The organism is Stenotrophomonas sp. RIT309, from assembly GCF_000632045.1.
Lineage (GTDB): Bacteria > Pseudomonadota > Gammaproteobacteria > Xanthomonadales > Xanthomonadaceae > Stenotrophomonas > Stenotrophomonas indicatrix.
Genome location: NZ_JFYS01000002.1, coordinates 51,479 through 77,336, shown reverse-complemented (window position 1 = coordinate 77,336; position 25,858 = coordinate 51,479). Strand labels below are relative to the sequence as shown.

The window sequence follows — 25,858 nt, the reverse complement described above, 5'->3', positions numbered from 1 at the left end:
GTTGCGTCAATGAAAAGAAGATGGCGTGCTCACAGCAGCGGTTTCAGCAGCGGCCAGACGTTGTCCAGCACCTTCGGCTGCGCTTGGGCGGTGGGATGCAGGCCGTCGGCCTGCATCAAGCCGGGCTGCAGGGCCACGCCTTCCAGCAGGAACGGGAGCAACGGCACCTTGTACTGCGTGGCCAGTGCCCGGTACGCCGCAGCCAGGCGCTGGCGGTAGCCCGCCCCATAGTTGGGCGGCACGTCGATGCCCAGCAGCAGCACCTTGGCACCGGCCTTCTGGCTGGCCTGCACCATCTTTTCCAGGTTGCCCTGCACCTGCGCCGGGGTCAGCCCGCGCAGCGCATCGTTGCCACCGAGGGCGATCACCACCACCGTGGGCTTCTCGCGGCCAAGCAGGCCCGGCAGGCGGGTCAGCGCGCCAGCGGTGGTTTCCCCGCTCATGCTGGCGTTGACGATGCGCGGCGGGGTTTTCGACTGCTGCCTGACCCGCTGCTGCAGCAGGCTGACCCAGCCGGCATCGGCCGGGATATTGTGGGCGGCACTGAGGCTGTCACCGAGCACCAGCACGGTACCGCCGCCCGGACCTTTGGCACACGCCAGTGCCGGCAACAGCAGCAACCCTAGCAGCAGCATCATCATTGCGCCGGCTTGCCGGCTCCATTCCGTCTTGTGCATTGGAGTCTCCTCATCGACAGCCTGTCCCCCCGCAGCGCGCCCGTCGCCATCGCCGTCGACCAGGTCGGCAAATCCGTGCATGGCCCGGAGGGTGAAGTCCACATACTGGACAACATCACCCTGACCGTCCATGAAGGCACCAGCGTAGCCATCGTCGGCGCCTCTGGTTCCGGCAAGACCACCCTGCTCGGCCTGCTGGCCGGGCTGGACCTGCCCAGCCGTGGCAGCATCGCGCTGGCGGGCCAGGATCTGACGGCACTGGACGAAGAAGCGCGTGCACAGCTGCGCGCGCGCGACGTCGGCTTCGTCTTCCAGAGCTTCCATCTGCTGCCGGCGCTGACGGCGGCCGAGAACATCGCGCTGCCGCTGGAACTGGCCGGGCGCGAGGACCGCACGCGGGTGGACGAGGTGCTGGCTGCGGTCGGGCTCTCGCATCGCGCCCGCCACTATCCGCGGCAGTTGTCCGGCGGTGAGCAGCAGCGTGTCGCCCTTGCCCGGGCGTTCGTCAGCCGCCCGCGCATCCTGTTCGCCGACGAACCCACCGGTTCACTGGACCAGGCCACCGGCCAGCACATCAGCGATCTGCTGTTCGAACTCAACGCCGGCAGCGGTACCACGCTGGTGCTGGTCACCCACGACCTGCGCCTGGCGCAGCGCTGCCAGTACATCCATCGCATCGACAACGGCCGCCTGCAGCCGGTGGAACATGGAGTGGACGCATGAACCTGCTGCGGCATGCGTGGCGCGCGCTGCGCCGCGAGGCCCTGGCAGGTGACCTGCTGACCGTGTTCGCCGCCCTGGTACTGGGCGTGGCGGTGATGACGGCGGTGGGCACGCTGGTGAACCGGGTCAACCTGGCATTGACCGGCAGCGCGGCGGAAATGCTCGGCGGCGACCTCGGCGTGGCCGGCCGCGATGACCCGCCCGCCGCGTTCGCTGAGGAGGCGCAGCGACGCGGCCTGGCGCATACGCGGCTGGCCAGCTTCGGCAGCGTGCTGTTCCAGGGCGATGCCAGCCAGATGGCCAGCATCAAGGCCGTGGAAGCGGGCTACCCCCTGCGCGGCGCGCGGCGCGTGCGTGCCACGCCCGGCGGCGCGCTGATCGCCGATGCCGGAATGCCGGCCAAGGGCCAGGCCTATGCCGACCCACGCCTGCTGCAGGCACTGGGCCTGAAGGCCGGCGACGATCTGGAATTCGGTGCGGGCACGCTGCGCATCGCCGGCATCATCGAATCGGAACCGGATGCCGGTGGCGACCTGCTGACGCTGTCGCCGACCCTGCTGGTCAACCGCGCCGATGTGGAAGGCACCGGCCTGCTCGGCCCCGGCAGCCGCATCAATTACCGGGTGATGTTCGCCGGCCCTGCCGCCGACATCGCGTCATTCCGGCAATGGCTGCTGCCGCAGGTAAAAGGCATGCGCCTGCTCAGCGTGAACGATACCCAGCGCGGTGTGCGCCAGGCCTTCGACCTGGCCGGTCGTTTCCTCGGCCTGAGCGCGCTGCTGGCGGTGCTGCTGGCCGGCGTTGCCACCGCACTGGCGGCCAACCGGTTCGCGCTGCGTCGCATCGACCAGGTGGCGATCCTGCGCTGCCTGGGTGCACGCCAGCGCGACATCCTGGCCGGCCTGGCCCTGCAGCTGCTGATGCTGGCGGTGCCGGCGTGTGCGATCGGCATCGGCCTGGGCATGGCGGCACAGGAAGGACTGGTGCAGGTACTGGGCAGCCTGGTGCCGCAACGCCTGCCGCTGCCCGAAGCCATGCCTGCGCTGACCGGCGCGGGAATCGGCCTGTTGCTGCTGTTCGGCTTCGGACTGCCACCGCTGCTGCGCCTGCGTGGCGTGCCGCCGATGCGCGTGCTCAACCGTTCGTTCGCTGCCTTGCCGCCGGCCTCGCTGCTGGCCTATGTGGCTGCGCTGGCGGCCAGCCTGGTACTGGCGGTGCAGGTCACCGGCGATCTGAAACTGGCGCTGTGGGTGCTGGGTGGCCTGGCCGGGCTGGCGGTGGCCGCGGGCGTGGTCGGGTTCCTGCTGCTGCAGCTGCTGCGTGGCCTGCAGCACCGCCTGCACGGCAACTGGCGGCTGGGCCTGGCGGCGCTGACGCGACGGCGGATGCTGGCGGTGATGCAGCTGGTGGGGCTGTCACTGTCGCTGTGCGCCCTGCTGTTGCTGGCGGTGATCGGCCCCGGCCTGCTGCAGCAGTGGCGCGAGCGCCTGCCTGCGGACACGCCCAATTATTTCCTGATCAACATCCAGCCCGAGCAGCGCGACAGCGTGCTGGCTGCACTGCAGGGCCTGGGTGCGGATGATGCCAGCATCGAACCGATGGCCACCGGCCGCCTGATCGCGATCAACGGCAAGCCGCCGCTGCGAGTGGATCGCACGCCGGCCGACGACAATCAGCCGCAGGGTGAAGGACAGCGCGACGACGATGACGAGAACCGGCCGCTGAACTTCAGTTGGCGCAGCACGTTCCCGCCGGCCAATACGCTGGTCAACGGCACGTTCTGGAAGCCGGACAGCACCGCCGCGGAGGCATCCGTGGAGATCGGCTGGGCCAAGCGCTACGGCGTGTACCCCGGTGACCGCATCACCATTGCGGTGGGCGAGCAGCAGCGCGAGTTCAGCGTTACCAGCGTGCGCAAGGCCGACTGGAACACCTTCCGGCCGAACTTCTTCGTGTTGTTGAATCCGAATGCGGTGGGCGATACACCGCACAACCTGCTGTCGGCGTTCCACCTGCCGGCGGGACAGGCAGCGGGTCTCGGGGCCCTGGTGCGCGCGCAGCCCAACCTCTCGCTGTTGGACGTGGATGCGGTGATCTCGCAGGTACGCGATGTGATGGAACGGGTGGCGCAGGCGGTGCAGCTGGTGATGGTGTTCAGCCTGCTGGCCGGCGTGCTGGTGCTGCTGGCGGCGCTGCAGGCAACGGCGGGCGAGCGACGCTATGACAGCGCGGTGCTGCGCACGCTGGGTGCGACGCGGCGCCAGCTGCGTGGCGCGGTGCTGGTGGAATTCGGTGCGCTGGGCGCGCTGGCGGCGCTGCTGGCGGTGGGTGCGGCAGCGGTGATCGGCGTTGCGGTGTCGCAGAAGGTGTTCGAACTGCCACTGCTGCCGCCGTGGCCGGGCCTGCTGCTGGGTGGCCTGCTCGGCATCGCGCTGAGCCTGCTGGCCGGCTGGTTGGGCACCCGGCGGATCCTGCACACGCCACCGGCATTGGCGCTGCGCGAGGCCTGACGCTGTTCTGTGGCAAAGGCATCCACGCATGGCGTGGATGCAGTGCCGATGGACCCAGTAGATCCACGCCATGCGTGGATGCAGTGCCGATGGTCCCAGTAGATCCACGCCATGCGTGGATGCATTATCGATGATCCCAGTAGATCCACGCCATGCGTGGATGCCGGGTGCAATCACCGCCGGAGAGCGTGCCGAGCAAGCTCGGCACCCACCAGTGCAGTGCGCATCCGGCACCGCAGCGCGCCGATCAACCTTCCTTTGGCGCCTTTTCCACGTACTTGGCAAAGACTTCGTCGATCTGCGCGTCCTTCACCTTCTTGCCGGCCTGCACGTCCTCGGCCTGGGTGAACAACGGGATGATCATCGCCATGCCGTCGAGCTTGGTCTTCAGGTGCACGCCCGGGGCCTGGGTCAGGAAACCGTCCCAGCGCTGGCGCACCTTGCTCCAGTAACCGGCGGTGGCCTTCCAGTAATCGCGCGCCGGGGTGAAGTCGACCTCGGTGGTCCTGGTGTAGTCGTTGAAGCCGAATTCGCGGGCGATTTCCACCTGGCTGCCATCCGCGTTGCGCTGCACCTTGGTGTTGAACTGCTCGTGGGTCCAGCCGTTCGGGGTCAGGGTGTGGCGGTTGACCACGGCCAGCGCGTTGTAATCGCTGCGCTTGGTGTACTCGCGGCGTGGCAGCGGCCGCCAGCTGATGTCGCTGGTCCAGGTCGGCACGTTGTTGAGGTAGGTCCACGTGCCGGTGCCGCAGTAGCGCGGTGCATCGCTGACTTCGTACACGCACTGGGTCCAGGCGCCCTGGTTGGTTGCGGCCGCGATCGTGCGCACCTGCCAGGTCTGGTCGGCGCTGAACTCGAAGCGGTTCGGCGCTTCGTACACCCAGTCCTGCCGCCAGTGCTTGGTCACGTGGCCGCTCTTCTCGTCCAGCAGCAGGTGCTGCAGCACGATGCGCTTCGGCGTGTCCTCGACCACGATCACCACTTCGTTGCCACCGCTGCGCATGGCCGGCGCGCGCTCGTAGCCCGGCTTCAGCAGCACGGTCTCATCGAAGGCGAAATCCACCGTGTACTCACCCTGCATGGCGAGGATGCTGTCATGGTCGCGGGCGATGTCGGAGGGCTGCGCGCTGGCGGCGCCACTGGCGGCGAGCAGCACCATCACGCTGGCTGTCTGGAACTTCATCGGGTCTTCCTTCGGGGTTGCAGGTTTCGTGGAAAGGCCATCCTGGCCGGCAGGCAATCCATCGCAATCAGGTCACAGCCGTACCAGCGGCAGGTCGCCGGGAGCGCGCGCGGCAGGGCGGCGTGCGGCGTCGGCGCAGCAGCAGTCGTCGATCGCCAGTTCGCCTTCGGCGCCTTCCATGCGTGCGATTCGGCGCGCGGTGGCGGCACCGAGCGACGACAGCGTGGACAGGCTGGCGGCCAGGGTCCGGCCCTCGTCGGCGGCGTGCAGGCGCAGCGTGCACAGACGCCAGCGTTGTCCGCCCAGGTGCCCGGCCAGGCGCCGCCACAGGCGCTCACCGACGCTGCCATCGCTATCGTGCGAAGGACCCGGCGGCAGCGTCGCCACCAGCCGGTCCCAGGCCAGGAAATCGCTGTCCGGCAACAGGTACAGGCGCCACACGCAACGGCCACGTGCATCGAGGAAGCACAGGCTTTCGCGCAGGCCCTCGCTGTCCACGCCCTGGCAGGCATGCACCGATACCGCCTGGCGCCAACCGCCCAGCTCGTTGCCATCGGCGTGATACAGGCACAACACCGTGCCGAGCGCTGCCAGCTGTGCCGGCGCAGGCCAGGCCCGCGGCGACGAACGCGACAGGGAGGACTTCACGCGGCGCGCGGACAGGGCTCGGCTCATGGGATCACCAGGACACGGCAAGGCTGGCCGACAGGGTGCGGCCGGGGCTGGTATAGCGGTCCAGAACGGTACTGGTGGCCGACAGGGTCGAGCCGACGTTGGACCAGTCGATGTAACGCTTGTCACCCAGGTTGAAGACACCGACGTTGAAGGTGGCGCCCGGGGCGAAGTTCCAGTGCGCCATCAGGTCGGCCACGCCATAGCCCGCCGGGCGATAGGTGGTGGTGCTGGCCAGCCGGTCCTTGCGCTTGACGAAGGTGCCTGCCAGTTCAACTCCCCAGGTATCGGTGTCGTACATCAGGCCGACGGTGCCGCGCAGCGGATCGACCGAATCCAGCGGCGTGTCTTCGGTCTTGTTGTCGCCGCGCGACCACGCCACCGCACTGCGCAGCGCCCAGCCCTGCAGTGCGGGACTGATCTGGCCGAAGTCGACGCCGGCCTTCAGTTCGGCGCCGTAGATGCGTGCGTCGGCGATGTTGCGCGACTGGAACACCATCAGGCCCTGCGGGTTGGTACCCACCAGCGTCTGCGACTCGATGAAGTCCTTGTAGTCGTTGTAGTAGCCGCTCACGCTCACGTACGCCGCCGGCGACAGGAAGCGCAGGCCCAGCTCAACGCCATCGCTGGTTTCCGGCTTCAGGTCCGGATTGGGAATGGCGGTATAGCCGAAAGCGAAATTGGTGAAGCCGAGGTTGACGTCGTTGTACGGCGGCGAGCGGAAACCACGCGAGTAACCGGCAAACAGCGACCACTCGTCGGTGAAGCGATAGACCAGGCCGAACTTCGGCGACACGCTGGTCTTCTTCAGCTCCGACACGGCCACGCCGGGGTTGTCCTCGGCAAAGATGCTGTCCACGTCCGGCTTCAGTTCGTAGCGGTCCACGCGCACGCCCGGCACCAGCGAGAGCCTGCCATCGGCCAGGCGCATTTCATCCTGCGCGTACAGGCCCAGCTCGGTGGTCTTGCTGATCGGGAAATCGCGCACGGGGAACGCGTCGGGCAGGATCGTCGTGCTGACCACGCCACGATTGCTGACCTGGTAGCCATCGCGCTTCTGGCGGATCTCGGTGCGGGCGCCATCGAAGCCATAGGTCAGCGCGTGTTCGACGCTGCCGGTGCTGAAGGCCTTGTTGAACACCGCCTGCAGGCCATACACGCGCTGGTCGAAACTGAACTCGCGATGGCGGCGGCTGCCGTTGGCACGCGCCTCATCGGTGCGCTGCGTGGTTTCGCTGTCCTGCGTGTAGACCTGCCAGTGCAGGCTGTCGGCGAAGCCCTTGTCCAGCGCATCCATCTCGTGGGCGAAGGACACGCGGGTGCGGTTCTGCTTGTCGCGCGCCTTCATGCCGGTGGTGGTGGTGCGGTCGATCGAGGACAGCACGTCGGTATCGGTGTTGTCTTCGTTGCCTTCCACGGTCAGACGGAAACGCTGGTCTTCGCTGGGCGCATAGACCAGCTTGGCCAGGCCGCTGCGACCATCGCGGTCCTGCGGGTTGGCCGCGGTGCGCGTGTTGTCGTTGCTGCGCACATCGCCCTTGTTGTCGTTTTCCTGGCCCTGGCGGTGGTTGATGTTGACCATGCCGCTCCAGTGTTCGCCACCGAAGGCGCTGGTGACGCCGCCGAGCAGGCCCTTCCACTCGCCGTCGTAGCCGAATTTCAGGCCGACGTAGCTGTCCTTGCCGTCCTTGAGGTAATCAGCCGGATCCTTGGTGACGAAGGCAACCACGCCGCCAAGTGCGTCCGAGCCGTACAGCGAACTCGCCGGCCCGCGCACGATCTCCACGCGCTTGAGCGTGTCCAGGTCGGTGAAGTTGCGGTTGGCGTTGGAGAACGAACCGATGTTGAAGCTGGTCGGCATGGCGATGCCATCGGTCTGGATGCGTACGCGATTGCCATCCAGGCCGCGGATGCGGATGCTGCCGAGGCCGAAACGGGTGGCACTGCGGCTGACCGACAGGCCCGGCTCGTAGCGGACCAGATCCTTGATGTCCTGCACCAGCTGCCGGTCCATCTGCTCGCGGTCGATCACATCGACGGTGGCGGCGACATCGCTGACCGCACGTTCGGTACGGGTGGCGGTGACCTGCACGCGATCGAACTCGCGCGCGTCGGGCGCGGCATCGGCAGCAGCGTGGGCGGACAGCGGCAGAGCCATCCACAGGGCAATGGAAAGGGCAGTCGGGCGGGTCATCGGCATCGTTCGGTCAGGCAGGGGAACCCCCGGCCACCGCCACGCCAGACAGGCATGAACGGTAGACCGAGGGGGAGAGAGCAGGAGCGGACGGGTCGCCCACCCTGCCGGCGCTGCCGACAGGAGGGAGGGAGGCGGGCGACCAGACCGCGTTACTTGGTCAGGATCAGCTTGTCGTTGCTGGTATGACGCAGACGGTAGAAACGGTCACCGTGCTGGATCAGGATTTCACGACGGCCCTTGAGCAGGGCTTCGCTGTCGATGACCTCTTCCGGCGGCACGACACGCACCGGGCGGTCGCGGAGGGTCAGCGTTTCGGGGCGCAGCAGTACAGGTTGAGCATTCATGAGCATCTGGACTCGTGCGAGGGACGAGTTAAATGATAATGATTCTCAGTTGACAATCAACAACCATTCTCAACTTCATTGATGGAATTAATGATCGAAATCTAAAATTCGATAGCTACCATCTATTGGAATGGGCCCGACTGCGCGCGGGAGGGCCGACCGAGCGTGGGTTCGGCCCTGCCACCTGTCCCCGTTCCTCAGGCGAATACGGCTTCCACCTGCGCCCAGCCGGCGTCGTCCACCTGCGCCAGCACGTCCAGCGCCTGCAGGTTCTGCAGCAGCTGGCTGACCCGGCTGGCGCCGAGGATCACGCTGGAGACGTTGGGATTGCGCAGGCACCAGGCGATGGCCAGGCTGGCCGGGGCGTGACCCAGCTCGCGGGCCACCGCACTGAAGCGGCGCACCCGGGCCAAACGCTCATCGGCGTTGTCGCCCAGCACCAGGTCCTGCAGCCAGCCCATGCCTTCGCGGCCCAAGCGCGCATCGGCCGGCACGCCGTCGTCGTACTTGCCGCTCAGCAGGCCCGAGGCCAGCGGCGAGAAGATCGTGGTGCCCAGTCCGGCGGTGGCATACAGCGGCGCGTACTCCACTTCCACGCGCTGACGGTGCAGCAGGTTGTACTGCGGCTGCTCCATCGACGGCGCCTGCAGGTTGTGGCGCGCGGCGATGTCCACCGCCTCCTGGATCTGGTTGGCCGACCATTCCGACGTGCCCCAGTACAGCACCTTGCCCTGCCGGACCAGGGTGTCCATGGCATGCACCGTCTCAGCGATCGGCGCGTCCGGATCCGGACGATGACAGTAATAAAGGTCCAGGTAGTCCACCCGCAGGCGCTTGAGCGCGGCGTGGCAGGCGTCGGTCACATGCTTGCGCGACAGGCCGCGCTGGGTGGGCCGGGGATCCTTGGCACTGCCGAAGAACACCTTGCTGGACACACAGAAGCCATCGCGCGGCAGGCGCAGGTCGGCCATCACATCACCCATCACCTGCTCGGCGCGGCCGTTGGCATAGCCCTCGGCGTTGTCGAAGAAGTTGATGCCATGGTCCCAGGCCGCCGCCACCAGGTTGCGCGCCTCGTCGCGCGGCACCTGGTCGCCGAAGGTCACCCAGGCGCCGAAGGACAGGGCGGACATCGGCAGGCCGGTGGAGCCAAGGCGACGGTAGAGCATGCGATTCTCCTGCTGCGGGCCCGCATACGGGCCGGGATCAAGCCACCATTCTACCTGTCCCGGCAGGCGCAACCCCTTGCTGTTGCTGGCCTGATCGGAGCCGATGGCCGCGCGCAGACGGCTTTTCCTTGCTCCGGCCCCTGCCCTGCACTAGGCTTCCCGTTTTTCGCGACGCCCCAGGGGAGTCACTCAGATGGTCGAAGGTTTGGGCAGGATCGGCTTCGGCCTGTTCGGTTTGGCGGTGCTGATCGGCATCACCTGGCTGTTTTCCAACAACAAGCGCGCGGTGGACTGGAAGCTGGTCGCCACCGGCATCACCCTGCAGATCGCTTTTGCGGCACTGGTGATCCTGGTACCGGGCGGGCGCGACGTGTTCGATGCGCTGGGCCAGGGCTTCGTGAAGGTGCTGAGCTTCGTCAACGAAGGTTCGAAGTTCATCTTCGGCTCGTTGATGGACGTCAAGAACTACGGTTTCATCTTCGCCTTCCAGGTGCTGCCGACGATCATCTTCTTCTCGGCGCTGATGGGGGTCATGTACCACCTCAACGTCATGCAGGCGATCGTGCGGGTGATGGCCTGGTCGATCACCAAGGTGATGCGCGTGTCCGGTGCGGAAACCACCAGCGTCTGCGCCAGCGTGTTCATCGGCCAGACCGAGGCGCCGCTGACGGTGCGTCCGTACATCGCCAGGATGACCCAGTCCGAACTGCTGACGATGATGATCGGCGGCATGGCCCACATCGCCGGCGGCGTGCTTGCCGCGTACGTGGGCATGCTGGGCGGCGGCGATCCGGTGCAGCAGGCGTTCTACGCCAAGCACCTGCTGGCGGCCAGCATCATGGCGGCCCCCGCCACCCTGGTCGTGGCCAAGCTGCTGATTCCGGAAACCGGCACCCCGCTGACCCGCGGCACGGTCAAGATGGAGGTGGAGAAGACCTCCAGCAACATCATCGACGCGGCCGCCGCCGGCGCCGGTGACGGCCTGAAGCTGGCACTGAACATCGGTGCGATGCTGCTGGCCTTCATCGCCCTGATCGCCCTGCTCAATGCGCCGCTGACCTGGATCGGTGAAGTGACCGGCCTGGCGGCTGCGATCGGCAAGCCGACCGACCTGTCGACCATCTTCGGTTACGTGCTGGCCCCGATCGCCTGGGTGATCGGCACCCCGTGGGCCGACGCCACCACCGTCGGTTCGCTGATCGGCCAGAAGGTCGTGATCAACGAGTTCGTCGCCTACACCGAACTGTCGAAGATCGTGAATGGCCAGGTGCCGGGCATGAGCCTGTCCGACGAAGGTCGCCTGATCGCCACCTACGCGCTGTGTGGCTTCGCCAATTTCAGTTCGATCGCGATCCAGATTGGCGGCATCGGCGGGTTGGCACCGGAACGTCGCCACGATCTGGCCAAGTTCGGCCTGCGCGCGGTGCTGGGCGGTACCATCGCCACCTTCATGACGGCTACCATCGCCGGCGTGCTGACGCATTTCAGCTGAACCCTAGTTTCGAGAACAGATTCCCTATGAGCAGCAGTGTCGTTGTCGTCGGTTCCTTCAATGTCGATCACGTGTGGCGGTGCGAGTCGCTGCCGGCACCGGGTGCGACCATTGCCGGCCGCTACAGCACCGGTCCCGGTGGCAAGGGCTTCAACCAGGCCGTTGCCGCCTGCCGTGCCGGCGCTGACACCAGCTTCCTGTGTGCACTGGGCGACGACGCCGGTGGTGCCACCGCCCGTGACCTGGCCGCGCAGGATGGTTTCGCGCTGATCGCCGAAGCCAGCAGCGAGCCGACCGGCACCGCCGGCATCTACGTCGATGCCCGTGGCCGCAACACCATCGTCATCGGTCCGGGTGCCAACGCGGCGCTGAGCACCGACTTCGTACAGCAACAGCAGGCCCTGCTGACCGGCGCCAAAGTGGTGCTGGTGCAGCTGGAATCGCCGGTGCAGACCATCGAAGCGGCCCTGGCCGTAGCCCGTGAGGCCGGTGTCACCACCGTTCTCAACGCCGCCCCGGCCGACGCCCCGTCGAGCATCGGCCTGCTGAAGCTGGCCGATGTGATCACCCCGAACGAAACCGAGTTCGCCGCCCTGCTCGGCCGTCATGTCGGCGAGCGCGTGGATGCCAATGACGTCGCCGCGCTGGACGGTGCCAGCCTGCACGCGCTGTGCCGCAAGCTGGTCGGCAACGGCACGGTGGTGGTGACCCTGGGTTCGGTGGGCGTGTTCGTGTCGCATGCCGACGAGCACCTGCGTGGCGACACCCAGCCGTACTACCGCGTGGGTGCCGAACAGGTGCAGGCGATCGACACCACCGGTGCCGGCGATGCCTTCAACGGTGCGCTGGTGGCCTCGATGGCACAGGTGCCGGACGCTCCGTTCGCCCGCCACGTGCGCTTCGCCAACCAGTTCGCCGGTCGCTCGACCGAGAAGGAAGGCGCAGCGGCGGCGATGCCGCGCTTCACCCCGGCCGATGCCGAAGTGAAGTAACGCGACATCCCCGTGGGGATGATGATCGGGCCCGGGCATGCAGATGCCCGGGCCTTTTCACGTTCATGGGCAAGGCCCCATCCACGCATGGCGTGGATCTACCGGGTGCTGGGTGCGATGGCCCCATCCACGCATGGCGTGGATCTACCGGGGCACAGTAGATCCACGCCATGCGTGGATGCGCCTTGCCGGCCCGCCCAGCCGCCCACCATGACCGGCCCGTGGGGGCGACGGAAGCGACCATCAAGCATCTGCTGATGCCCGTCCGGCATGAGGTCGGTCAGGATCGGCCTGAACCGGCGAGCCGCAAACCCAGCCGGGGCGCCTGCCGCGCCCTACAATGGGCACATGCAGATCGGCCCGTACTCCATTGCCCCCAACGTCGTGCTTGCGCCCATGGCCGGCGTTACCGACAAACCCTTCCGCCTGCTGTGCAAACGGCTGGGCGCGGGCCTGGCCGCCTCGGAAATGACCATCAGCGACCCGCGATTCTGGAACACGCGCAAGTCCATCCACCGCATGGACCATGCCGGTGAACCGGCGCCGATCAGCGTGCAGATCGCCGGCACCGAGCCGCAGCAGCTGGCCGAGGCCGCGCGTTACAACGTCGACCATGGCGCGCAGATCATCGACATCAACATGGGCTGCCCGGCCAAGAAGGTGTGCAACGCCTGGGCGGGGTCAGCGCTGATGCGCGACGAGCAGCTGGTCGCGCGCATCCTGGAAGCAGTGGTGAACGCGGTGGACGTGCCGGTGACGCTGAAGATCCGCACCGGCTGGGACTGCGACCATCGCAACGGCCCGCTCATCGCGCGTATCGCCGAAGACAGTGGCATCGCTGCGCTGGCGGTGCACGGCCGTACCCGCGACCAGCATTACACCGGCCAGGCCGAGTACGCCACGATCGGCGAGATCAAGGCCGCGCTGCGCATCCCGGTGATCGCCAACGGCGATATCGATTCGCCGCAGAAGGCCGCCTTCGTCCTGCAGCAGACCGGCGTGGATGCGGTGATGATCGGCCGCTCCGCACAGGGCCGGCCGTGGATCTTCCGCGAAGTGGCGCATTACCTGGCCACCGGCGAGAAGCTGCCGCCGCCGTCGCTGGCCGAAGTGCGCGACATCCTGCTCGGCCATCTGCACGCGCTGCACGATTTCTACGGCGAACCGCAGGGCGTGCGCATCGCGCGCAAGCACCTGGGCTGGTACGCCAAGGATCGGCCGGAGAATGCCGCGTTCCGCGCGGTGGTCAACCGCGCCGAAGATCCGGCCAGCCAGATCGCGCTGACCACCGACTATTTCGACCGCCTGATTGCCGGGGAACCGGCGATGTCTTCCGCTGCCTGAGCCCGCCCCCATGACCCCGCCGATTTCTTCCCCGACCTACCTGCATGGGTTCTCCGGCACGGAGCAGCAACGGCTGATGACCCAGGCGCGCCTGCTGGAAACGAGCATCTTCGGCCAGATCGATTACAGCGGCGCAAAGCGCCTGCTGGAAGTCGGCAGTGGCGTGGGCGCGCAGACCGAGATCCTGCTGCGCCGCTTCCCCGAGCTGCACGTGACCGGCGTGGACCTGAGCGAGGCCCAGCTGGAAACCGCGCGCGAAAACCTGGCGCGCACGCCGTGGTGCAACGACCGCTACACCCTGCAGCAGGCCGATGCCGGCGAACTGCCTTTCGAGGCGCGCAGCTTCGATGCGGCGTTCCTGTGCTGGGTGCTGGAACACGTGCCGTCGCCGGCGCGCGTGCTGAGTGAAGTACGCCGCGTGCTGGCCCCGGGCTCGCCGGTCTACATCACCGAGGTGATGAATGCTTCGTTCCTGCTTGATCCGTATTCGCCGCACATCTGGCGCTACTGGATGGCCTTCAACGATTTCCAGTACGACCACGGCGGTGATCCGTTCGTCGGCGCCAAGCTGGGTAACCTGCTGCTGGCCGGTGGCTTCCGCGATGTGCACACCGAGATCAAGACCATCCATCTGGACAACCGCGAACCGGCACGTCGCAAGACGATGATCGCTTTCTGGGAACAGCTGCTGCTGTCGGCGGCCGACCAGCTGCTGCAGGCCGGCACGGTGGACGAAGAGACGGTGGAGGGCATGCGCCGCGAGTTCCGGCTGGTGCAGAACGATCCGAACGCGGTGTTCTTCTATTCGTTCGTGCAGGGCCGCGCAACGGTGTATTGAGCGGCCGCGGTACACGCCATCCACGCATGGCGTGGATCTACTGTGCTGATGGGCCGTGGCGTGGATCTACGGGTGCGCGGCGGCGCCGTCCGCCACCGCCGGTTCGTGCCAGATGCGCTGCCACATCGCCGACAACCGGCGGCCGGCATCGGCACGCGCGGCCGGGCTGCTGTAGTCCACCCGCAACTGCTCGGGCACGATCGCGCGCCACTGGCCATCAACCTGCTCGGCCACCGCGAAATTGAAGGTGTAGTCCGGCTCCAGCCCCATGCGCAGGTCGCTCAGCACCAGCCTGCCCTGCACCACCTGTGCGCGCATGAAGCCACGGTTGAACCACTGCAGGCGCCGTACTGCCGGAATTCCCGCCGCTTCGCGCAAGGCCTGCACGTTGGACGGATGCCCCTCGAAACGCATCGGCCCGTGGTCGGCCACCAGCGAACGGTCAGCGACCACGTAGCCATTCGGGGTCATCGCCACGACCCGCCACAACAGGGTATTGAACGGCATCGGCACCGAGAACCGCGGCGCGTCGCCCAGGCCCATCGCGGCCAGGCTCTGCTGCGCGGCGCGGTCGACCTGTGCCTTGGCGATCAGCCCCCAGCCCAGGTACGCACTGCTGAGCAGCAACGAAACGCAGAGCACTTTGCCCACCCACGGTCGCGCGCGGCCGAACCACGCCAGCACGCAGCCCAGCAGCAGCCACACCGTGTAGCCGGGATCGATGATGAAGACACTCGAACCCATCGCGGGATGTGGCTGCAACGGCCACCACAGCTGCGTGCCGTAGACAGTGAACGCATCCAGCACCGGATGGGTGACCAGCGCCAGCTGGATCGCCCAGAACCAGCGCAGCGGTGATTGCGCCACCCGGCCGTTGCCGAAGCGCTTGAACAGCCACCAGATCAGCGCGGCCACCCACGGCAGCACCAGCAGCGAATGGCTGAAGCTGCGATGGTCGGTCATGTTCGCCACCGGGTCGGCGGCGGCAAAGCCCAGCCAGAGGGCATCCAGGTCCGGCAGGGTACCGAGCGCGGCACCGGCCAGCAGGGCGGCACGGCGGTGTCCAGGCGGGGCGATGGCGGCAGCGACGGCGCCGCCAAGAACGATCTGGGTCAATGAGTCCATCGGCCGATGCTAGCGGCTTGGCGATCTCCGTGCAGCGGCGGTTTCCTGCCCGGCGGCGCGTCAGTCAGCTGCCAGTGCGGCCGCAGCCGCGCGTGGGCCTGTCCCTGCAGCTGTGAATCACGCTGCCTGCGACAACCGTGCTCCCGGCAGCTCCACCAACGTCCGCCCGTTGTGGTCCAGCAGCCGCATGGCGCCGTCGTGGTCCTCGGCCAACGCGGTCAGGCTCTCCACCCAGTCGCCGTCATTGGCGTAGACCAGACCGTCGCGTTCGATCAGTGCGGCGCGGTGGATGTGCCCACAGATGATGCCGTCGAGGCCTCGCCGGCGAACATCGTCCAGGCCGGCCTGCACGAAGCGCTCGATGTAGCGTTCAGCGGCACCACTCTGCCGTTTCAGGAATTCGGACAGTGACCAGTAGCGCATCCCGAGTCGGCGCCGCACCGCATTCAACAGATGGTTGCCGGTGAGGATGCGGTAGTACAGCCAGTCACCAAACCGCTCCTGCAGGCCACCGAAGTGGGTGACACCGTCATAGTCGTCGCCATGCGCCACCAGCAGCCGGCGGCCATCGGCGGTGGTGTGGATCGCACGGCGGCGCACCTGCATCGCCGGCAGCATCAGGCCGCACACCTGGCGCAGCGAGGCGTCGTGGTTGCCGGGGATGTAGATGATCTCGGTACCGGCGCGTCGCAGCGCGTGCAGGGCCAGGATGACCTCGCTGTGCGACTGCCGCCAGTTGGCGCGTCGGTGTGCCATCCACCACAGGTCGATGATGTCGCCGACCAGATACAGGCGCTCGCAGCGCAGGGTGCCGAGGAAACGCGCCAGCTCGGTGGCGTGGCAATGCCGCGACCCGAGATGAACATCGGAGACGAACACGGCGCGACGATGCGGTGCCAGGTTCGCCAGCGTGCTCATGCCGGCATCCCCGCATCGCGCAGATAGCGTTTGCGCTTGTGTGGCCGGATCGCGTGCAGGTCGACTTCGATCAGGCCGTCGATCGAGTCGCTGAAATCCGGATCGACGCCAAACGCCAGGAACCTTGCACCGCCGGGTTCGCACAGGTCTGTGTACTGCCGGTACAAGGTGGGCACACCGGTACCGAGCGCGGCGAGATTGGCTTTGAGCACGTCGAAGGCAGCCGCCGCATCCATCTCACCAAAGCAAGGTGGCGCGGCGAAGTACTGGAACGGCCGGTTCGACTGCACGCGGCCATCGGCTGCGCCGTAGTAACGCTGGTAATAGGCCACCAGCTGCTCCCGCGCATCGCGTGGCAGCGCGGCGCTGATGGACACCGCACCGAACAGGTAGCGGATGCCGGGCTGGCATTGCAGGTAAGCGCCGATGCCCTGCCACAGGTAATCCAGGCTGCGGCTGCCCCAGTAATCGGGCACCACGAAGCTGCGGCCCAATTCCAGGCCTTCGGCAATGCGGGGAATGGCGTCGTCGGAATAGCGGAACAGCGAAGCGCTGTAGAGCCCGGCCAGGCCCCGGCGCGCCAGCGCCTGCGCGCCCCGCATGATCCGGTAGGCACCGGCGATGCGCTGGGCGGTGCCGTCCCAGATCACGATGTGCTGGTAGTGCAGGTCGAAGTCATCCAGGTCGCGACTGCGCCCAGTGCCCTCGCCCACCTGGCGGAAAGTCAGTTCGCGCAGCCGCCCCAGCTCGTGCAGCAGCGGCGAATCGGCCGTGCAGCTGGCCAGCAGGATCTGTTTGCCATCGGCGGTCTGCCCCAGCACGGTGGCGGCGGCAATCGCAGCGGCGACCTGTGCAGGCGGCACCGGCGCGGCAAGCGGCTCGGGCCCTGCCGGGCAGCCTTCGGCAATGGCTGTGCTGCGCCCCAGCGCATATACCGCGCGGCGCACCGCCAGCAGCTGCGCGCCGGGATCACCCTGCCCCAGCTGCATCGGTTCGCCGATGCGCAGCCGCAGCGGCCGGCCGCGGCGGGCGAACATCTCCCGTGCCAGCAGTGCCGTACCGGCCGGCTTGAACAGGGTCGAAGCGCCGTAGAACAGCGCCGAATTGCGCGCTTCCACCCGCACCGGCAGTACCGGTGCGGCGGCGGCGCGGGCAAAGCGGACAAACCCCCGCTGCCAGCGGCCATCGCGGATGCCGAGCAGCGACAGCCGCGAGACCTCGCCGGCCGGGAACACGATCACGCACTGCTCGGCCGCCAGCGCCTGCTCCACCGCCTGCAGGCTGCTGCGCTGGACCTTGCCGCCGAGGATGCGTACCGGCAGCAGCAGGTCCTGCAGCGGCCCGATCGCGCCCAGCAGATCGTTGGCCACGATCCGCACGTCTCGGCGGATGCGGCCGACCGCATCCAGCAGCGCCAGCGCATCCAGCGCGCCGGAAGGGTGGTTGGCCACGATCAGCAGGCGGCCGGTGGCCGGGATCCGCGCCAGCGCGGCGGGGTCCACGTGGTAGCGACCCTCGATGAACTCCAGCCCGGCGGCGACGAAGTCGAAACCGCGCACGTTGGCGTTGCGGCGCAGGAACGCCTCGATCCGGTCCAGCCGCGACCAGCGTCCCACGCTGCGCAGCAGGGGCCGGGCCAGTTGGCCGCGACGGCCATGGAACCAGTCGGGATAGCGTTGCTGCAGACGCTGTTCGAGTTCCTGCATGGCGTGTCCACTCCTGCCCGGCGGCCGGGTTGGCCGAGAGCCTGCTCCCGGCAGGCGGCAGCCAGATGGCGGTTTGGCGGCAGAATGATGACGGCGCAGGTGCTGGCACATCCGGTCCCGGCGGTGGGCGGCAATGGTCACGCCAGTGGAACACTGCCTGTGCACGATGCCCCCACAGTGCCCGCCAAGGCCTGCTCTGCCGGGCACAACACCTTAACCACTGGCAACCCATACAGGTTCACAATGCACAGGCGGCGCACCCCGTGTATCATTCGCGCCCATCTTTCCATCCGAATCAAAGGATATTAAGCCTGATGTCCAGCTACCTCTTCACCTCCGAGTCGGTCTCTGAAGGCCATCCGGACAAGGTTGCCGACCAGATCTCCGATGCGGTGCTGGACGCGATCCTGACCCAGGACCAGCGCGCCCGCGTGGCCTGCGAGACCATGGTCAAGACCGGCGTTGCCATCGTTGCCGGCGAAATCACCACCAGCGCCTGGATCGACCTGGAAGCGCTGACCCGCAAGGTCATCGTGGACATCGGCTATGACAGCTCCGACGTCGGCTTCGACGGCGCCACCTGCGGCGTGCTGAACCTGATCGGCAAGCAGTCCCCGCACATCGCCCAGGGCGTTGACCGCAAGAAGCCGGAAGAAATGGGCGCTGGCGACCAGGGCCTGATGTTCGGCTATGCCACCAACGAAACCGACAGCTACATGCCGGCGGCGATCCACCTGTCGCACCGCCTGGTCGAGCAGCAGGCCAAGATCCGCAAGAAGCGCAACTCGCCGCTGTCCTGGCTGCGTCCGGACGCCAAGAGCCAGGTCACCCTGCGCTATGAAAACGGCGTGGTTTCGGCCATCGACGCGGTGGTCCTGTCGACCCAGCACGCCCCGGGCATCAAGCAGAAGGACCTCATCGAGGCCGTCCGCGAAGAGATCATCAAGCCGGTGCTGCCGGCCAAGTGGCTGCACAAGGGCACCAAGTTCCACATCAACCCGACCGGCAAGTTCGAGATCGGCGGCCCGGTGGGCGACTGCGGCCTGACCGGCCGCAAGATCATCGTCGACACCTACGGCGGCTGGGCCCGTCACGGTGGTGGCGCGTTCTCCGGCAAGGACCCGTCCAAGGTCGATCGTTCGGCCGCCTACGCTGCCCGCTACGTCGCCAAGAACGTGGTTGCCGCCGGCCTGGCCGACCGTTGCGAAGTGCAGGTCTCCTACGCCATCGGCGTGGCTGAGCCGACCTCGATCTCGGTGACCACCTTCGGCACCGGCAAGATCAGCGACGACAAGATCGAGAAGCTGATCCGCAAGCACTTCGACCTGCGCCCGTACGGCATCATCAAGATGCTGGACCTGATCCACCCGATGTACCAGCAGACCGCGGCCTATGGCCACTTCGGCCGCAAGCCGAAGGAGTTCAGCTACATCAACGGCGAAGGCGAGACCGTCAACGCCACGGCCTTCTCCTGGGAGAAGACCGATCGCGCCGCCGCCCTGCGCGCCGATGCGAAGCTGAAGTAAGAAACACGAAGGGCCGCGCAAGCGGCCCTTCTGCTTTCGGTAGTGCCGGCCGCTGGCCGGCAACCATGCATCGGTTTGCGGACATCATGAAGGTGCCGGCCGTTGGCCGGCAGATGGTAGTGCCGGTGGTTGCCGATACAATCGCCCCATGTCGACCGAACTCAAATCCCACCAGCTGTCCATGACCGTGCTGATGTCGCCGGAAATGGCCAATTTCTCCGGCAAGGTCCACGGTGGCGCGATCCTGCGCCTGCTCGACCAGGTCGCCTATGCCTGCGCCAGCCGCTATGCCGGCCGCTACGTGGTCACCCTGTCGGTGGACCAGGTAGTGTTCCGCCAGCCGATCGCGGTGGGCGAACTGGTCACCTTCCTTGCCTCGGTGAACTACACCGGTACCTCGTCGATGGAAATCGGCGTCAAGGTGGTGGCCGAGGACATCCTCAAGCGCAGCGTGCGCCACGCCAACAGCTGCTTCTTCACCATGGTGGCGGTGGACGAGGACGGCCGGCCGACGCCGGTTCCATCGCTGCAGCCGGCCAGTTCGGATGAAAAGCGCCGGCAGGCCGCGGCGCTGATCCGCCGCCAACTTCGGCAGGAAATGGAGCAGCGGCATCTGGAACTGCTGGCGTCCAATCCGCCGTCACCGGAAGAATGAAAGCGCGCCGACCGGGCTCGGCACCTGGCAAACCGGTAGTGCCGGCCGCTGGCCGGCAACTGCAGTAGCCTGCCTGCTGCGAGGTTGCCGGCCAGCGGCCGGCAATACCATTGCGAATTCGCCGGGCCATGCCCGGCCGATGCATTTCAGCCGGTGTTCTGCACGCCCTGCGAGACACCATTCACGCAGGCCACCAGCGCGCGCAGCAGATCGTCGTCCTCGCGCCCGCTTTCGCGCCAGCGCTGCAGCAGGTCCACCTGCAGCACGCTGATCGGGTCCACATAGGGATTGCGCAGGCGGATCGACAGCGCCAGCCGCGCGTCGTGGTCCAGCAGGGTCTGCTGCTCCATCAGCGCCAGCAGCCAGTGCCGGGTCAGCTCCAGTTCGCGCTCGACCTGCGGGAAGAACGCATCGTGCAGCTCGCCGGACAGGCGCGAGAACTGTTCGGCGATGGTGATATCCCCCTTGGACAGCACCATCGCGATGTCATCCAGGAACGTGCGGAAGAACGGCCAGTCCCGCGCCATTTCACGCAACGTGGCTTCATGGCCGGCGTCGGCGGCCGCCTGCAGGCCGCTGCCGACCCCATACCAGCCCGGAATCACCGCGCGCGCCTGGCTCCAGGCGAACACCCACGGAATCGCGCGCAGGTTGGTCAAGGCCGCATCCTGGCCGAGCCGGCGCGACGGCCGCGATCCCAGCGTCATCCGTTCAATCACATCGATCGGCGTGGCGGTACGGAAGTAGTCCATGAAACGCGGTTGGCCGACGAACGCCCGATAGACCTCGCTGCTGGAACCGGCGACCACGTCCATCACCGGCCGCCAATCATCCTCGCGCGGTTCGGCGGCACGCGGGCGCAGGCTGGCGCGCAGCACCGCACCGGTGGCCTGCTCCAGCGAACGCAATGCCAGCGCGCGGATGCCGTACTTGCGGTGGATCACCTCGCCCTGCTCGGTCACCCGCAGGCGGCCATCGATGCTGCCGCGTGGCGAGGCATCGACCGCGTGCGTGGTCTTGCCACCACCGCGGCTGATCGAGCCACCGCGGCCATGGAAGAAGGTCAGGCGCAGGCCCGCTTCGGCAGCCACTTCCAGCAGCTCCACCTGTGCGCGCTGCAGGCCCCAGCGTGATGCGGCAATGCCACCATCCTTGCTGCTGTCCGAATAGCCGAGCATCACCATCTGCACGTCCTCGCGTGCACGCAGGTGCGCGCGGTACACCGGATCGGCCAGCAGATCGCGCAGCGTCGCGGTGCCGCGCTTGAGGTCGTCCACGGTTTCGAACAGCGGCGCGATATCCAGCGGCACGTGGCCGGCGTCATCGACCAGGCCGCCACGACGCGCCAGCGCCAGCACCGCCAGCACATCGCCACGGTCGTGCGCCATCGAGATGATGTAGCTGCCCAGGGCGTCGCCACCATGCCGCGCACGGGCATCGGCCAAGGCCGCGAACACTGCATCCAAGCGCTGGTTGCCCTCATCATCGCCAACAGGCAATGGTGTTTCACCACTGGCATGCGGTGCCAGCAGGCGTGCGCGACCCGCTGTATCCAATGCGTCCCATGCCGCATCGCCCCCCAGCACTGCCGCCAGCGCGCGCGCATGCACGCTCGATTCCTGGCGCACATCCAGCCGCGCCAGATGGAAACCGAAGGTCTTCACCCGCCACAACAGGCGCTGCACCGCGAAGCCGCCGGCATGCTCGCCCCGGTTCGCGCGCAGGCTGTCGAGGATCAGCTGCAGGTCGTCGATCAGCTCGTCCGGGCCGGCATAGGCGCCGTCGGCATCATCCAGCGTGGCCTGCAGGCGTGCACGCATGCGGTCATTGAGCAACCGATACGGCATGTCGGCATGGCGTGGCCGCGACTGCACCTGCGGCAGCAACTGCTGGTAATGCGCGACGCGCGCCTGCAGTGCGTCGCTCACCCCCACCCGCTCGGTGGATTGGCTGAGCAGGCTGGCCAGCTGCAGCAGTTCCTTCTGGTAACGGCCCAGCACGGCAACGCGCTGTGCATCCAGCGTATTGCGGATGGTGTGCGCATCCACATTGGGATTGCCGTCCATGTCGCCGCCCACCCACGTGCCGAAACGCAGCAGGCGCGGCAGCGGCAGTTCCGCGCCATAGGTATCGCGCAGTGCCTGTTGCAGCGATTCGTACAGCACCGGGATCACCCGGTACAGCACCTGCACCAGATAGAAGCCGACGTGCTCGCGTTCGTCGTCCACGGTCGGGCGCACCGGCGAGGAATCGGTGGTCTGCCACGAGGCGGTCAACGCCATGCGGAAGCGCGCGGCGTCTGCGGCTGCTTCACCCGGCGTGCGCTGGCCGTCGAGGTTGTCGACCAGGCTGGCCACCATCAGCTGCTCTTTCTCCAGCAGCGCGCGGCGCACCGCCTCGGTCGGGTGCGCGGTGAACACCGGCTCGATATCGATGCGTGGCAGCCACTGTGCCAGTTCATCCAGGCCAACGCCCTGCGCCTTCAGGTGCTGCAGGGCATCCTGCAGGCCATCGGGTTGCGGCGCGGCGGCAACGGCGCGCTGGTAGTCGCGGCGGCGGCGGATGCGATGCACACGCTCGGCGATGTTGACCACCTGGAAGTAGGTGCTGAACGCACGCACCATGGTCTCGGCCTGCTGCGGTTCACGCCCGGCCAGGCCGTCGGCCAGCACGGACAGCGGGGCCTGGTTCTCGCGGCGGGCAATGGCACGCGTGCGCACGTCTTCGACGTCATCGAGAAAGGCGGCCGATACCTGCTCGACCAGCAGGTCACCGACCAGTGCACCCAGACGGCGCACGTCGTCACGCAGGGGAAGATCAGGGGAAGCGAATTCGATACTGCTGCGGTACTCGTTCATCGGCGACGCACAGGCCTCGGTCAACGGATCCAGACCCCAAGCCTAAACCAGAACGCGTGCCGTGCTGCGCTGCAGAAATGGTTTCATCTGGTAGTGCCGGCCGCTGGCCGGCAACCTCACGTTGCGCAGGTCCATGAGGTTGCCGGCCAGCGGCCGGCACTACCAGCACTGGTCAGCGCGTCTTCTTCGCCTTGCCCTGCTGCACCGGGCCGAGGTTCTGCTCCAGCCAGCGTTCGCTTTCGGCCAGCATCGTCATGATCGATTCGCGTGCGCGGTAGGCATGCGACTCGTTCGGCAGCATCACCAGGCGGGCGGTGCCGCCCAGCCCCTTCACTGCGGCAAACATGCGTTCGCTCTGCATCGGGAAGGTGCCCGAGTTGTTGTCGTCCACGCCGTGGATGAAGAGGATCGGATCCTTGATCCTGTCGGCGTAATTGAACGGCGCCATCTTCTGGTACACGTCCTGCGCCTGCCAGTAGTTGCGCTCTTCGGCCTGGAAACCAAACGGGGTGAGCGTGCGGTTGTAGGCGCCACTGCGCGCGATACCGGCCTTGAACAGGCGGGTGTGCGCGAGCAGGTTGGCGGTCATGAACGCACCGTAGGAGTGGCCACCGATGGCGATGTGCTCGCGGTCGGTCACGCCACGCCGCACCACCTCGTCCACTGCGGCCTGCGCATTGGCCACCAACTGTTCGATGTAGGTGTCGTTGGGTTCCTTGTCGCCTTCGCCGATGATCGGCATCGACGGGCTGGCCAGCACCACATAGCCCTTGGCCAGGAACGCCTGCGGGCCCCAGTAGCTGATCGCGTTGAAGCGGTACGGCGAATCGGTCACCTGGCTGGCGGCCGCCGCGCTCTTGAACTCACCCGGGTAGGCCCACATCAGCAGCGGCCGCGGACCATCGCGCTTGGGGTCATAGCCCGGCGGCAGCAGCAGGGTCGCGGTCAGGTCCACGCCGTCCTTGCGCTTGTAGCGGATCTGCTCCTTCTGCACGCCCTTCAGCTGCGGCAGCGGATGGGCGAAATGAGTCAGCGCACGCGGTGCGGCGTTGGTGTCGGCCAGCGACTGCACGTAGAAGTTGGTCGGCTCGTCCGGGCTCTCGCGGCTGATCAGCAGCGAACTGGCCTGCGCATCCAGCAGCGTTACCGGCGCGGCGTAGGTCGGTGCCTGCGAATGGAACAGGCGGGTTGCCTTGCCGCTGGCCACGTCGAAGCGATCAACGAACGGACGGTCGCCTTCCGGCGATGCACCGGCACCGGCCAGGTACAGGCTGCCGCCATCAGCGGTGGTCTGCAGCAGCGAGCGGCCGCGGTCATCACTGGCCATCAGCGGGCGGCCCGGATCGGCGTAGCGGTCCTGCGCGTCGCGATCCCACAGCAGCCTGGCATCGGCGCTGGCGTTGTCCGGTGCGATCAGCCAGGTCTTGCTGCGGCGGGTCTTCCACCACGATTCGTTGAGCAGGGCCAGGTCGCCGCGGCCCCAGCTGATGCCGGCATAGCGGCTGCCGAGCTGGGCCAGGGTCACCGGCGGCGTGTCGAACGGTGCGGCCTGCATGAACACCGCATCGCGCACCTTGGCTTCCCTGTTCGGGTCGCCACCATCCTGCGCTTCGGCCCAGACCAGGGTGGCATCGGCATCGCCACGCCAGCTGATGTCACGCACGCCGGTCACTTCGGCATCGTTGCCGGTCGGCAGGCCTTCCACCAGCGGCCGTACGGCCACGGTATGCACCAGCTTGCCGGTGCTGCGGTCGAGCACTTCGATACGGCGCGGGAAGCTGCTCAGCGGCACCACGTAGGAGTACGGACGCTGCACCGGCTGGCTGAGCACGAAGCGGCCGTCGGGCGACACCGCAAAACCCATGAAGATGCCGGCCGCACCGATGGCACGGCTCTGCCCGTCCAGGCCCACTTCCATCGGTTGGGTGGTGGCGTAGTAATCGAACTGGCGCGCGTCGGCCTCGTTCTTCAGCAGGTCCTGGTAGGTGCGGATGGACACCACGCCACCGCCCTGGCTGGTCTGCTGCACGGCCGGGCCGGTCGGGATGCCATCTGCAGCCGGGGCGGCGCCAAGGTTGGCCGGGCGGGTGAACACCACCAGGCCTCGGCTGTCCGGCAACCACTGGTAGCCACTGCCCAGAACGGTGTTCAGGCCGGCGACCAGGCGACGGGCGCTGCCGCCAGCCACGTCCACCAGCCACAGCTCATTGGCCCCGGTAGCGGCATCGACCTGGTTGAAGGCCAGCCACTTCTGGTCCGGCGACCACGTCAGGCTGGCGATCGACAGCGAGGCCGGCAACCCGCTGATCTGCCGCTCCTTGCCGTCAGCCACATTCATCAACCACAGCTTCTGGCCGAAGCTGAAGCGGCTGTCAGAGAAGGTTTTCGGATTGATGCGCAGGCCCGCGAGTTTCAGCTCCGGCTGCGCCACCACCTGGATCGACGGCAGCGACGGCATCTGCATCAGCGCGGCGACATCCCGGCGCGGCGACAGGAACAGCGACGGCGCCCGCGGCGCGTCGACCACGGCCTGCAGTGCGGCCGAGGGCAGCTCGTAACCGGCCACGCCCTGCGCCTGCGCCGCGGCCGCCTGCGGTGCGGCAGCCCAGGCCTGCGGGACCACCGCCAGCAGGGCCATCGACAGGACCAGGCCAGTCAAGCGCCGGTTGCGGCGTGCGTGCGTGCTCATCATTGTTCCACCTGTTCGCTGCGTGAAGCCCTCGACCTTAACAGGCCATGCACCTCCGCCCATCTGCCGATGGTTGGGTCATCGCCGTGTCACAGCGGAGGCGCGATATAATGGGCATCCTCCCCTGCCGAGGGGCGCTGCGACCGGATCCCTGAGACCGGCCAGGCTCGGCCAGGTGGCTTTGCAACAACGGCGCCCGGCCAGATGCGAGCATCCGCTCGCCCACAACCGGAGCTACTG

The 25,858-nt window shown here is 67.4% G+C and carries 19 protein-coding genes and 1 riboswitch; of the genes, 8 read left to right on the top strand and 11 right to left on the bottom strand.

Features of this window, described 5'->3' with window-relative positions:
- Positions 1-29 precede the first annotated feature (29 nt).
- Positions 30-677, bottom strand: coding sequence for an arylesterase (locus BW38_RS18290; RefSeq protein ID WP_032974931.1), 648 nt, complete (start codon positions 675-677; stop codon positions 30-32).
- 75 nt (positions 678-752) lie between these two features.
- On the opposite strand from BW38_RS18290, the gene BW38_RS18295 reads away from it, so the two are divergent.
- Both BW38_RS18295 and BW38_RS18300 read left to right on the top strand, forming a co-directional pair.
- Positions 753-1,400 carry an ATP-binding cassette domain-containing protein gene (locus BW38_RS18295; protein ID WP_032974987.1) on the top strand — a complete coding sequence of 216 codons (648 nt, stop codon included), beginning with the start codon at positions 753-755 and terminating at the stop codon, positions 1,398-1,400.
- Entirely contained in the window at positions 1,397-3,910 is a 2,514-nt protein-coding gene (locus BW38_RS18300; RefSeq protein WP_032974929.1) for an FtsX-like permease family protein, read from the top strand. The genes BW38_RS18295 and BW38_RS18300 overlap by 4 nt, the downstream gene beginning before the upstream one ends.
- 247 nt (positions 3,911-4,157) lie before the next feature.
- Here the strand turns inward: BW38_RS18300 and BW38_RS18305 are convergent, their stop codons facing one another.
- From BW38_RS18305 to BW38_RS18325, 5 genes are all read right to left on the bottom strand, one after another.
- A complete protein-coding gene (locus BW38_RS18305; protein ID WP_032974928.1) occupies positions 4,158-5,093 on the bottom strand; it encodes a DUF6607 family protein in 936 nt (311 codons plus the stop codon).
- Positions 5,094-5,165: 72 nt separating this feature from the next.
- Positions 5,166-5,768: a hypothetical protein gene (locus BW38_RS18310; protein WP_032974927.1), complete on the bottom strand. Its 603-nt coding sequence runs from the start codon at positions 5,766-5,768 to the stop codon at positions 5,166-5,168.
- Positions 5,769-5,772: 4 nt separating this feature from the next.
- The gene (locus BW38_RS18315; RefSeq protein ID WP_032974986.1) at positions 5,773-7,959 is read right to left on the bottom strand and encodes a TonB-dependent hemoglobin/transferrin/lactoferrin family receptor; all 2,187 of its coding nucleotides are present in this window, start codon (positions 7,957-7,959) and stop codon (positions 5,773-5,775) included.
- 152 nt (positions 7,960-8,111) lie between these two features.
- Positions 8,112-8,306 carry a hemin uptake protein HemP gene (locus BW38_RS18320; protein ID WP_005412278.1) on the bottom strand — a complete coding sequence of 65 codons (195 nt, stop codon included), beginning with the start codon at positions 8,304-8,306 and terminating at the stop codon, positions 8,112-8,114.
- Between the two features lie 197 nt (positions 8,307-8,503).
- On the bottom strand, positions 8,504-9,475 hold the full coding sequence (locus BW38_RS18325) for an aldo/keto reductase (protein WP_025877856.1): 972 nt from the start codon (positions 9,473-9,475) through the stop codon (positions 8,504-8,506).
- Between the two features lie 193 nt (positions 9,476-9,668).
- Between BW38_RS18325 and BW38_RS18330 the strand changes: the two genes are divergently transcribed.
- The 4 genes from BW38_RS18330 to BW38_RS18345 all read left to right on the top strand — a co-directional run bounded on the left by BW38_RS18330 (position 9,669) and on the right by BW38_RS18345 (position 14,141).
- Positions 9,669-10,967, top strand: coding sequence for a nucleoside transporter C-terminal domain-containing protein (locus tag BW38_RS18330; RefSeq protein WP_032974926.1), 1,299 nt, complete (start codon positions 9,669-9,671; stop codon positions 10,965-10,967).
- Positions 10,968-10,993: 26 nt separating this feature from the next.
- On the top strand, positions 10,994-11,959 hold the full coding sequence (locus BW38_RS18335; protein ID WP_025877854.1) for a ribokinase: 966 nt from the start codon (positions 10,994-10,996) through the stop codon (positions 11,957-11,959).
- 348 nt (positions 11,960-12,307) lie between these two features.
- Positions 12,308-13,303 carry a tRNA dihydrouridine synthase DusB gene (gene dusB / locus BW38_RS18340; protein ID WP_032974925.1) on the top strand — a complete coding sequence of 332 codons (996 nt, stop codon included), beginning with the start codon at positions 12,308-12,310 and terminating at the stop codon, positions 13,301-13,303.
- Between the two features lie 10 nt (positions 13,304-13,313).
- Positions 13,314-14,141, top strand: coding sequence for a class I SAM-dependent methyltransferase (locus BW38_RS18345; RefSeq protein WP_032974924.1), 828 nt, complete (start codon positions 13,314-13,316; stop codon positions 14,139-14,141).
- A gap of 66 nt (positions 14,142-14,207) precedes the next feature.
- On the opposite strand, the gene BW38_RS18350 is transcribed toward BW38_RS18345, so the two are convergent.
- From BW38_RS18350 to BW38_RS18360, 3 genes are all read right to left on the bottom strand, one after another.
- Positions 14,208-15,266 (bottom strand): metal-dependent hydrolase, encoded by a 1,059-nt coding sequence (locus BW38_RS18350; protein ID WP_032974923.1) that lies wholly within the window; start codon positions 15,264-15,266, stop codon positions 14,208-14,210.
- Between the two features lie 117 nt (positions 15,267-15,383).
- Complete coding sequence (locus BW38_RS18355) at positions 15,384-16,184, bottom strand: UDP-2,3-diacylglucosamine diphosphatase (protein ID WP_025877846.1); 801 nt, start codon at positions 16,182-16,184, stop codon at positions 15,384-15,386.
- On the bottom strand, positions 16,181-17,890 hold the full coding sequence (locus tag BW38_RS18360; RefSeq protein ID WP_032974921.1) for a GNAT family N-acyltransferase: 1,710 nt from the start codon (positions 17,888-17,890) through the stop codon (positions 16,181-16,183). Before BW38_RS18360 ends, BW38_RS18355 begins: the two co-directional genes overlap by 4 nt.
- A 314-nt stretch (positions 17,891-18,204) precedes the next feature.
- On the opposite strand from BW38_RS18360, the gene metK reads away from it, so the two are divergent.
- Positions 18,205-19,416 (top strand): methionine adenosyltransferase, encoded by a 1,212-nt coding sequence (gene metK, locus BW38_RS18365; RefSeq protein WP_025876533.1) that lies wholly within the window; start codon positions 18,205-18,207, stop codon positions 19,414-19,416.
- A 148-nt stretch (positions 19,417-19,564) separates the two neighbouring features.
- Positions 19,565-20,071, top strand: a complete 507-nt coding sequence (locus tag BW38_RS18370; protein WP_025876535.1) for an acyl-CoA thioesterase — start codon at positions 19,565-19,567, stop codon at positions 20,069-20,071.
- Between the two features lie 146 nt (positions 20,072-20,217).
- Here the strand turns inward: BW38_RS18370 and ppc are convergent, their stop codons facing one another.
- Positions 20,218-22,929 carry a phosphoenolpyruvate carboxylase gene (gene ppc, locus BW38_RS18375; RefSeq protein WP_025876537.1) on the bottom strand — a complete coding sequence of 904 codons (2,712 nt, stop codon included), beginning with the start codon at positions 22,927-22,929 and terminating at the stop codon, positions 20,218-20,220.
- Positions 22,930-23,101: 172 nt separating this feature from the next.
- Positions 23,102-25,618, bottom strand: coding sequence for a prolyl oligopeptidase family serine peptidase (locus tag BW38_RS18380; RefSeq protein ID WP_025876539.1), 2,517 nt, complete (start codon positions 25,616-25,618; stop codon positions 23,102-23,104).
- 123 nt (positions 25,619-25,741) lie between these two features.
- Positions 25,742-25,823: riboswitch (S-adenosyl-L-homocysteine riboswitch) on the top strand.
- Positions 25,824-25,858 lie beyond the last annotated feature (35 nt).

Bases quoted from the DNA above. Each gene is read 5' to 3' on its own strand.
- BW38_RS18315 (WP_032974986.1), bottom strand. From the start codon at position 7,959: ATGACCCGCCCGACTGCCCTTTCCATTGCCCTGTGGATGGCTCTGCCG.
- BW38_RS18290 (WP_032974931.1), bottom strand. From the start codon at position 677: ATGCACAAGACGGAATGGAGCCGGCAAGCCGGCGCAATGATGATGCTG.
- BW38_RS18310 (WP_032974927.1), bottom strand. From the start codon at position 5,768: ATGAGCCGAGCCCTGTCCGCGCGCCGCGTGAAGTCCTCCCTGTCGCGT.
- BW38_RS18305 (WP_032974928.1), bottom strand. From the start codon at position 5,093: ATGAAGTTCCAGACAGCCAGCGTGATGGTGCTGCTCGCCGCCAGTGGC.
- BW38_RS18355 (WP_025877846.1), bottom strand. From the start codon at position 16,184: ATGAGCACGCTGGCGAACCTGGCACCGCATCGTCGCGCCGTGTTCGTC.
- BW38_RS18370 (WP_025876535.1), top strand. From the start codon at position 19,565: ATGTCGACCGAACTCAAATCCCACCAGCTGTCCATGACCGTGCTGATG.
- BW38_RS18360 (WP_032974921.1), bottom strand. From the start codon at position 17,890: ATGCAGGAACTCGAACAGCGTCTGCAGCAACGCTATCCCGACTGGTTC.
- BW38_RS18320 (WP_005412278.1), bottom strand. From the start codon at position 8,306: ATGAATGCTCAACCTGTACTGCTGCGCCCCGAAACGCTGACCCTCCGC.
- BW38_RS18350 (WP_032974923.1), bottom strand. From the start codon at position 15,266: ATGGACTCATTGACCCAGATCGTTCTTGGCGGCGCCGTCGCTGCCGCC.
- metK (WP_025876533.1), top strand. From the start codon at position 18,205: ATGTCCAGCTACCTCTTCACCTCCGAGTCGGTCTCTGAAGGCCATCCG.
- BW38_RS18335 (WP_025877854.1), top strand. From the start codon at position 10,994: ATGAGCAGCAGTGTCGTTGTCGTCGGTTCCTTCAATGTCGATCACGTG.
- BW38_RS18300 (WP_032974929.1), top strand. From the start codon at position 1,397: ATGAACCTGCTGCGGCATGCGTGGCGCGCGCTGCGCCGCGAGGCCCTG.
- ppc (WP_025876537.1), bottom strand. From the start codon at position 22,929: ATGAACGAGTACCGCAGCAGTATCGAATTCGCTTCCCCTGATCTTCCC.
- dusB (WP_032974925.1), top strand. From the start codon at position 12,308: ATGCAGATCGGCCCGTACTCCATTGCCCCCAACGTCGTGCTTGCGCCC.
- BW38_RS18345 (WP_032974924.1), top strand. From the start codon at position 13,314: ATGACCCCGCCGATTTCTTCCCCGACCTACCTGCATGGGTTCTCCGGC.
- BW38_RS18325 (WP_025877856.1), bottom strand. From the start codon at position 9,475: ATGCTCTACCGTCGCCTTGGCTCCACCGGCCTGCCGATGTCCGCCCTG.
- BW38_RS18380 (WP_025876539.1), bottom strand. From the start codon at position 25,618: ATGAGCACGCACGCACGCCGCAACCGGCGCTTGACTGGCCTGGTCCTG.
- BW38_RS18330 (WP_032974926.1), top strand. From the start codon at position 9,669: ATGGTCGAAGGTTTGGGCAGGATCGGCTTCGGCCTGTTCGGTTTGGCG.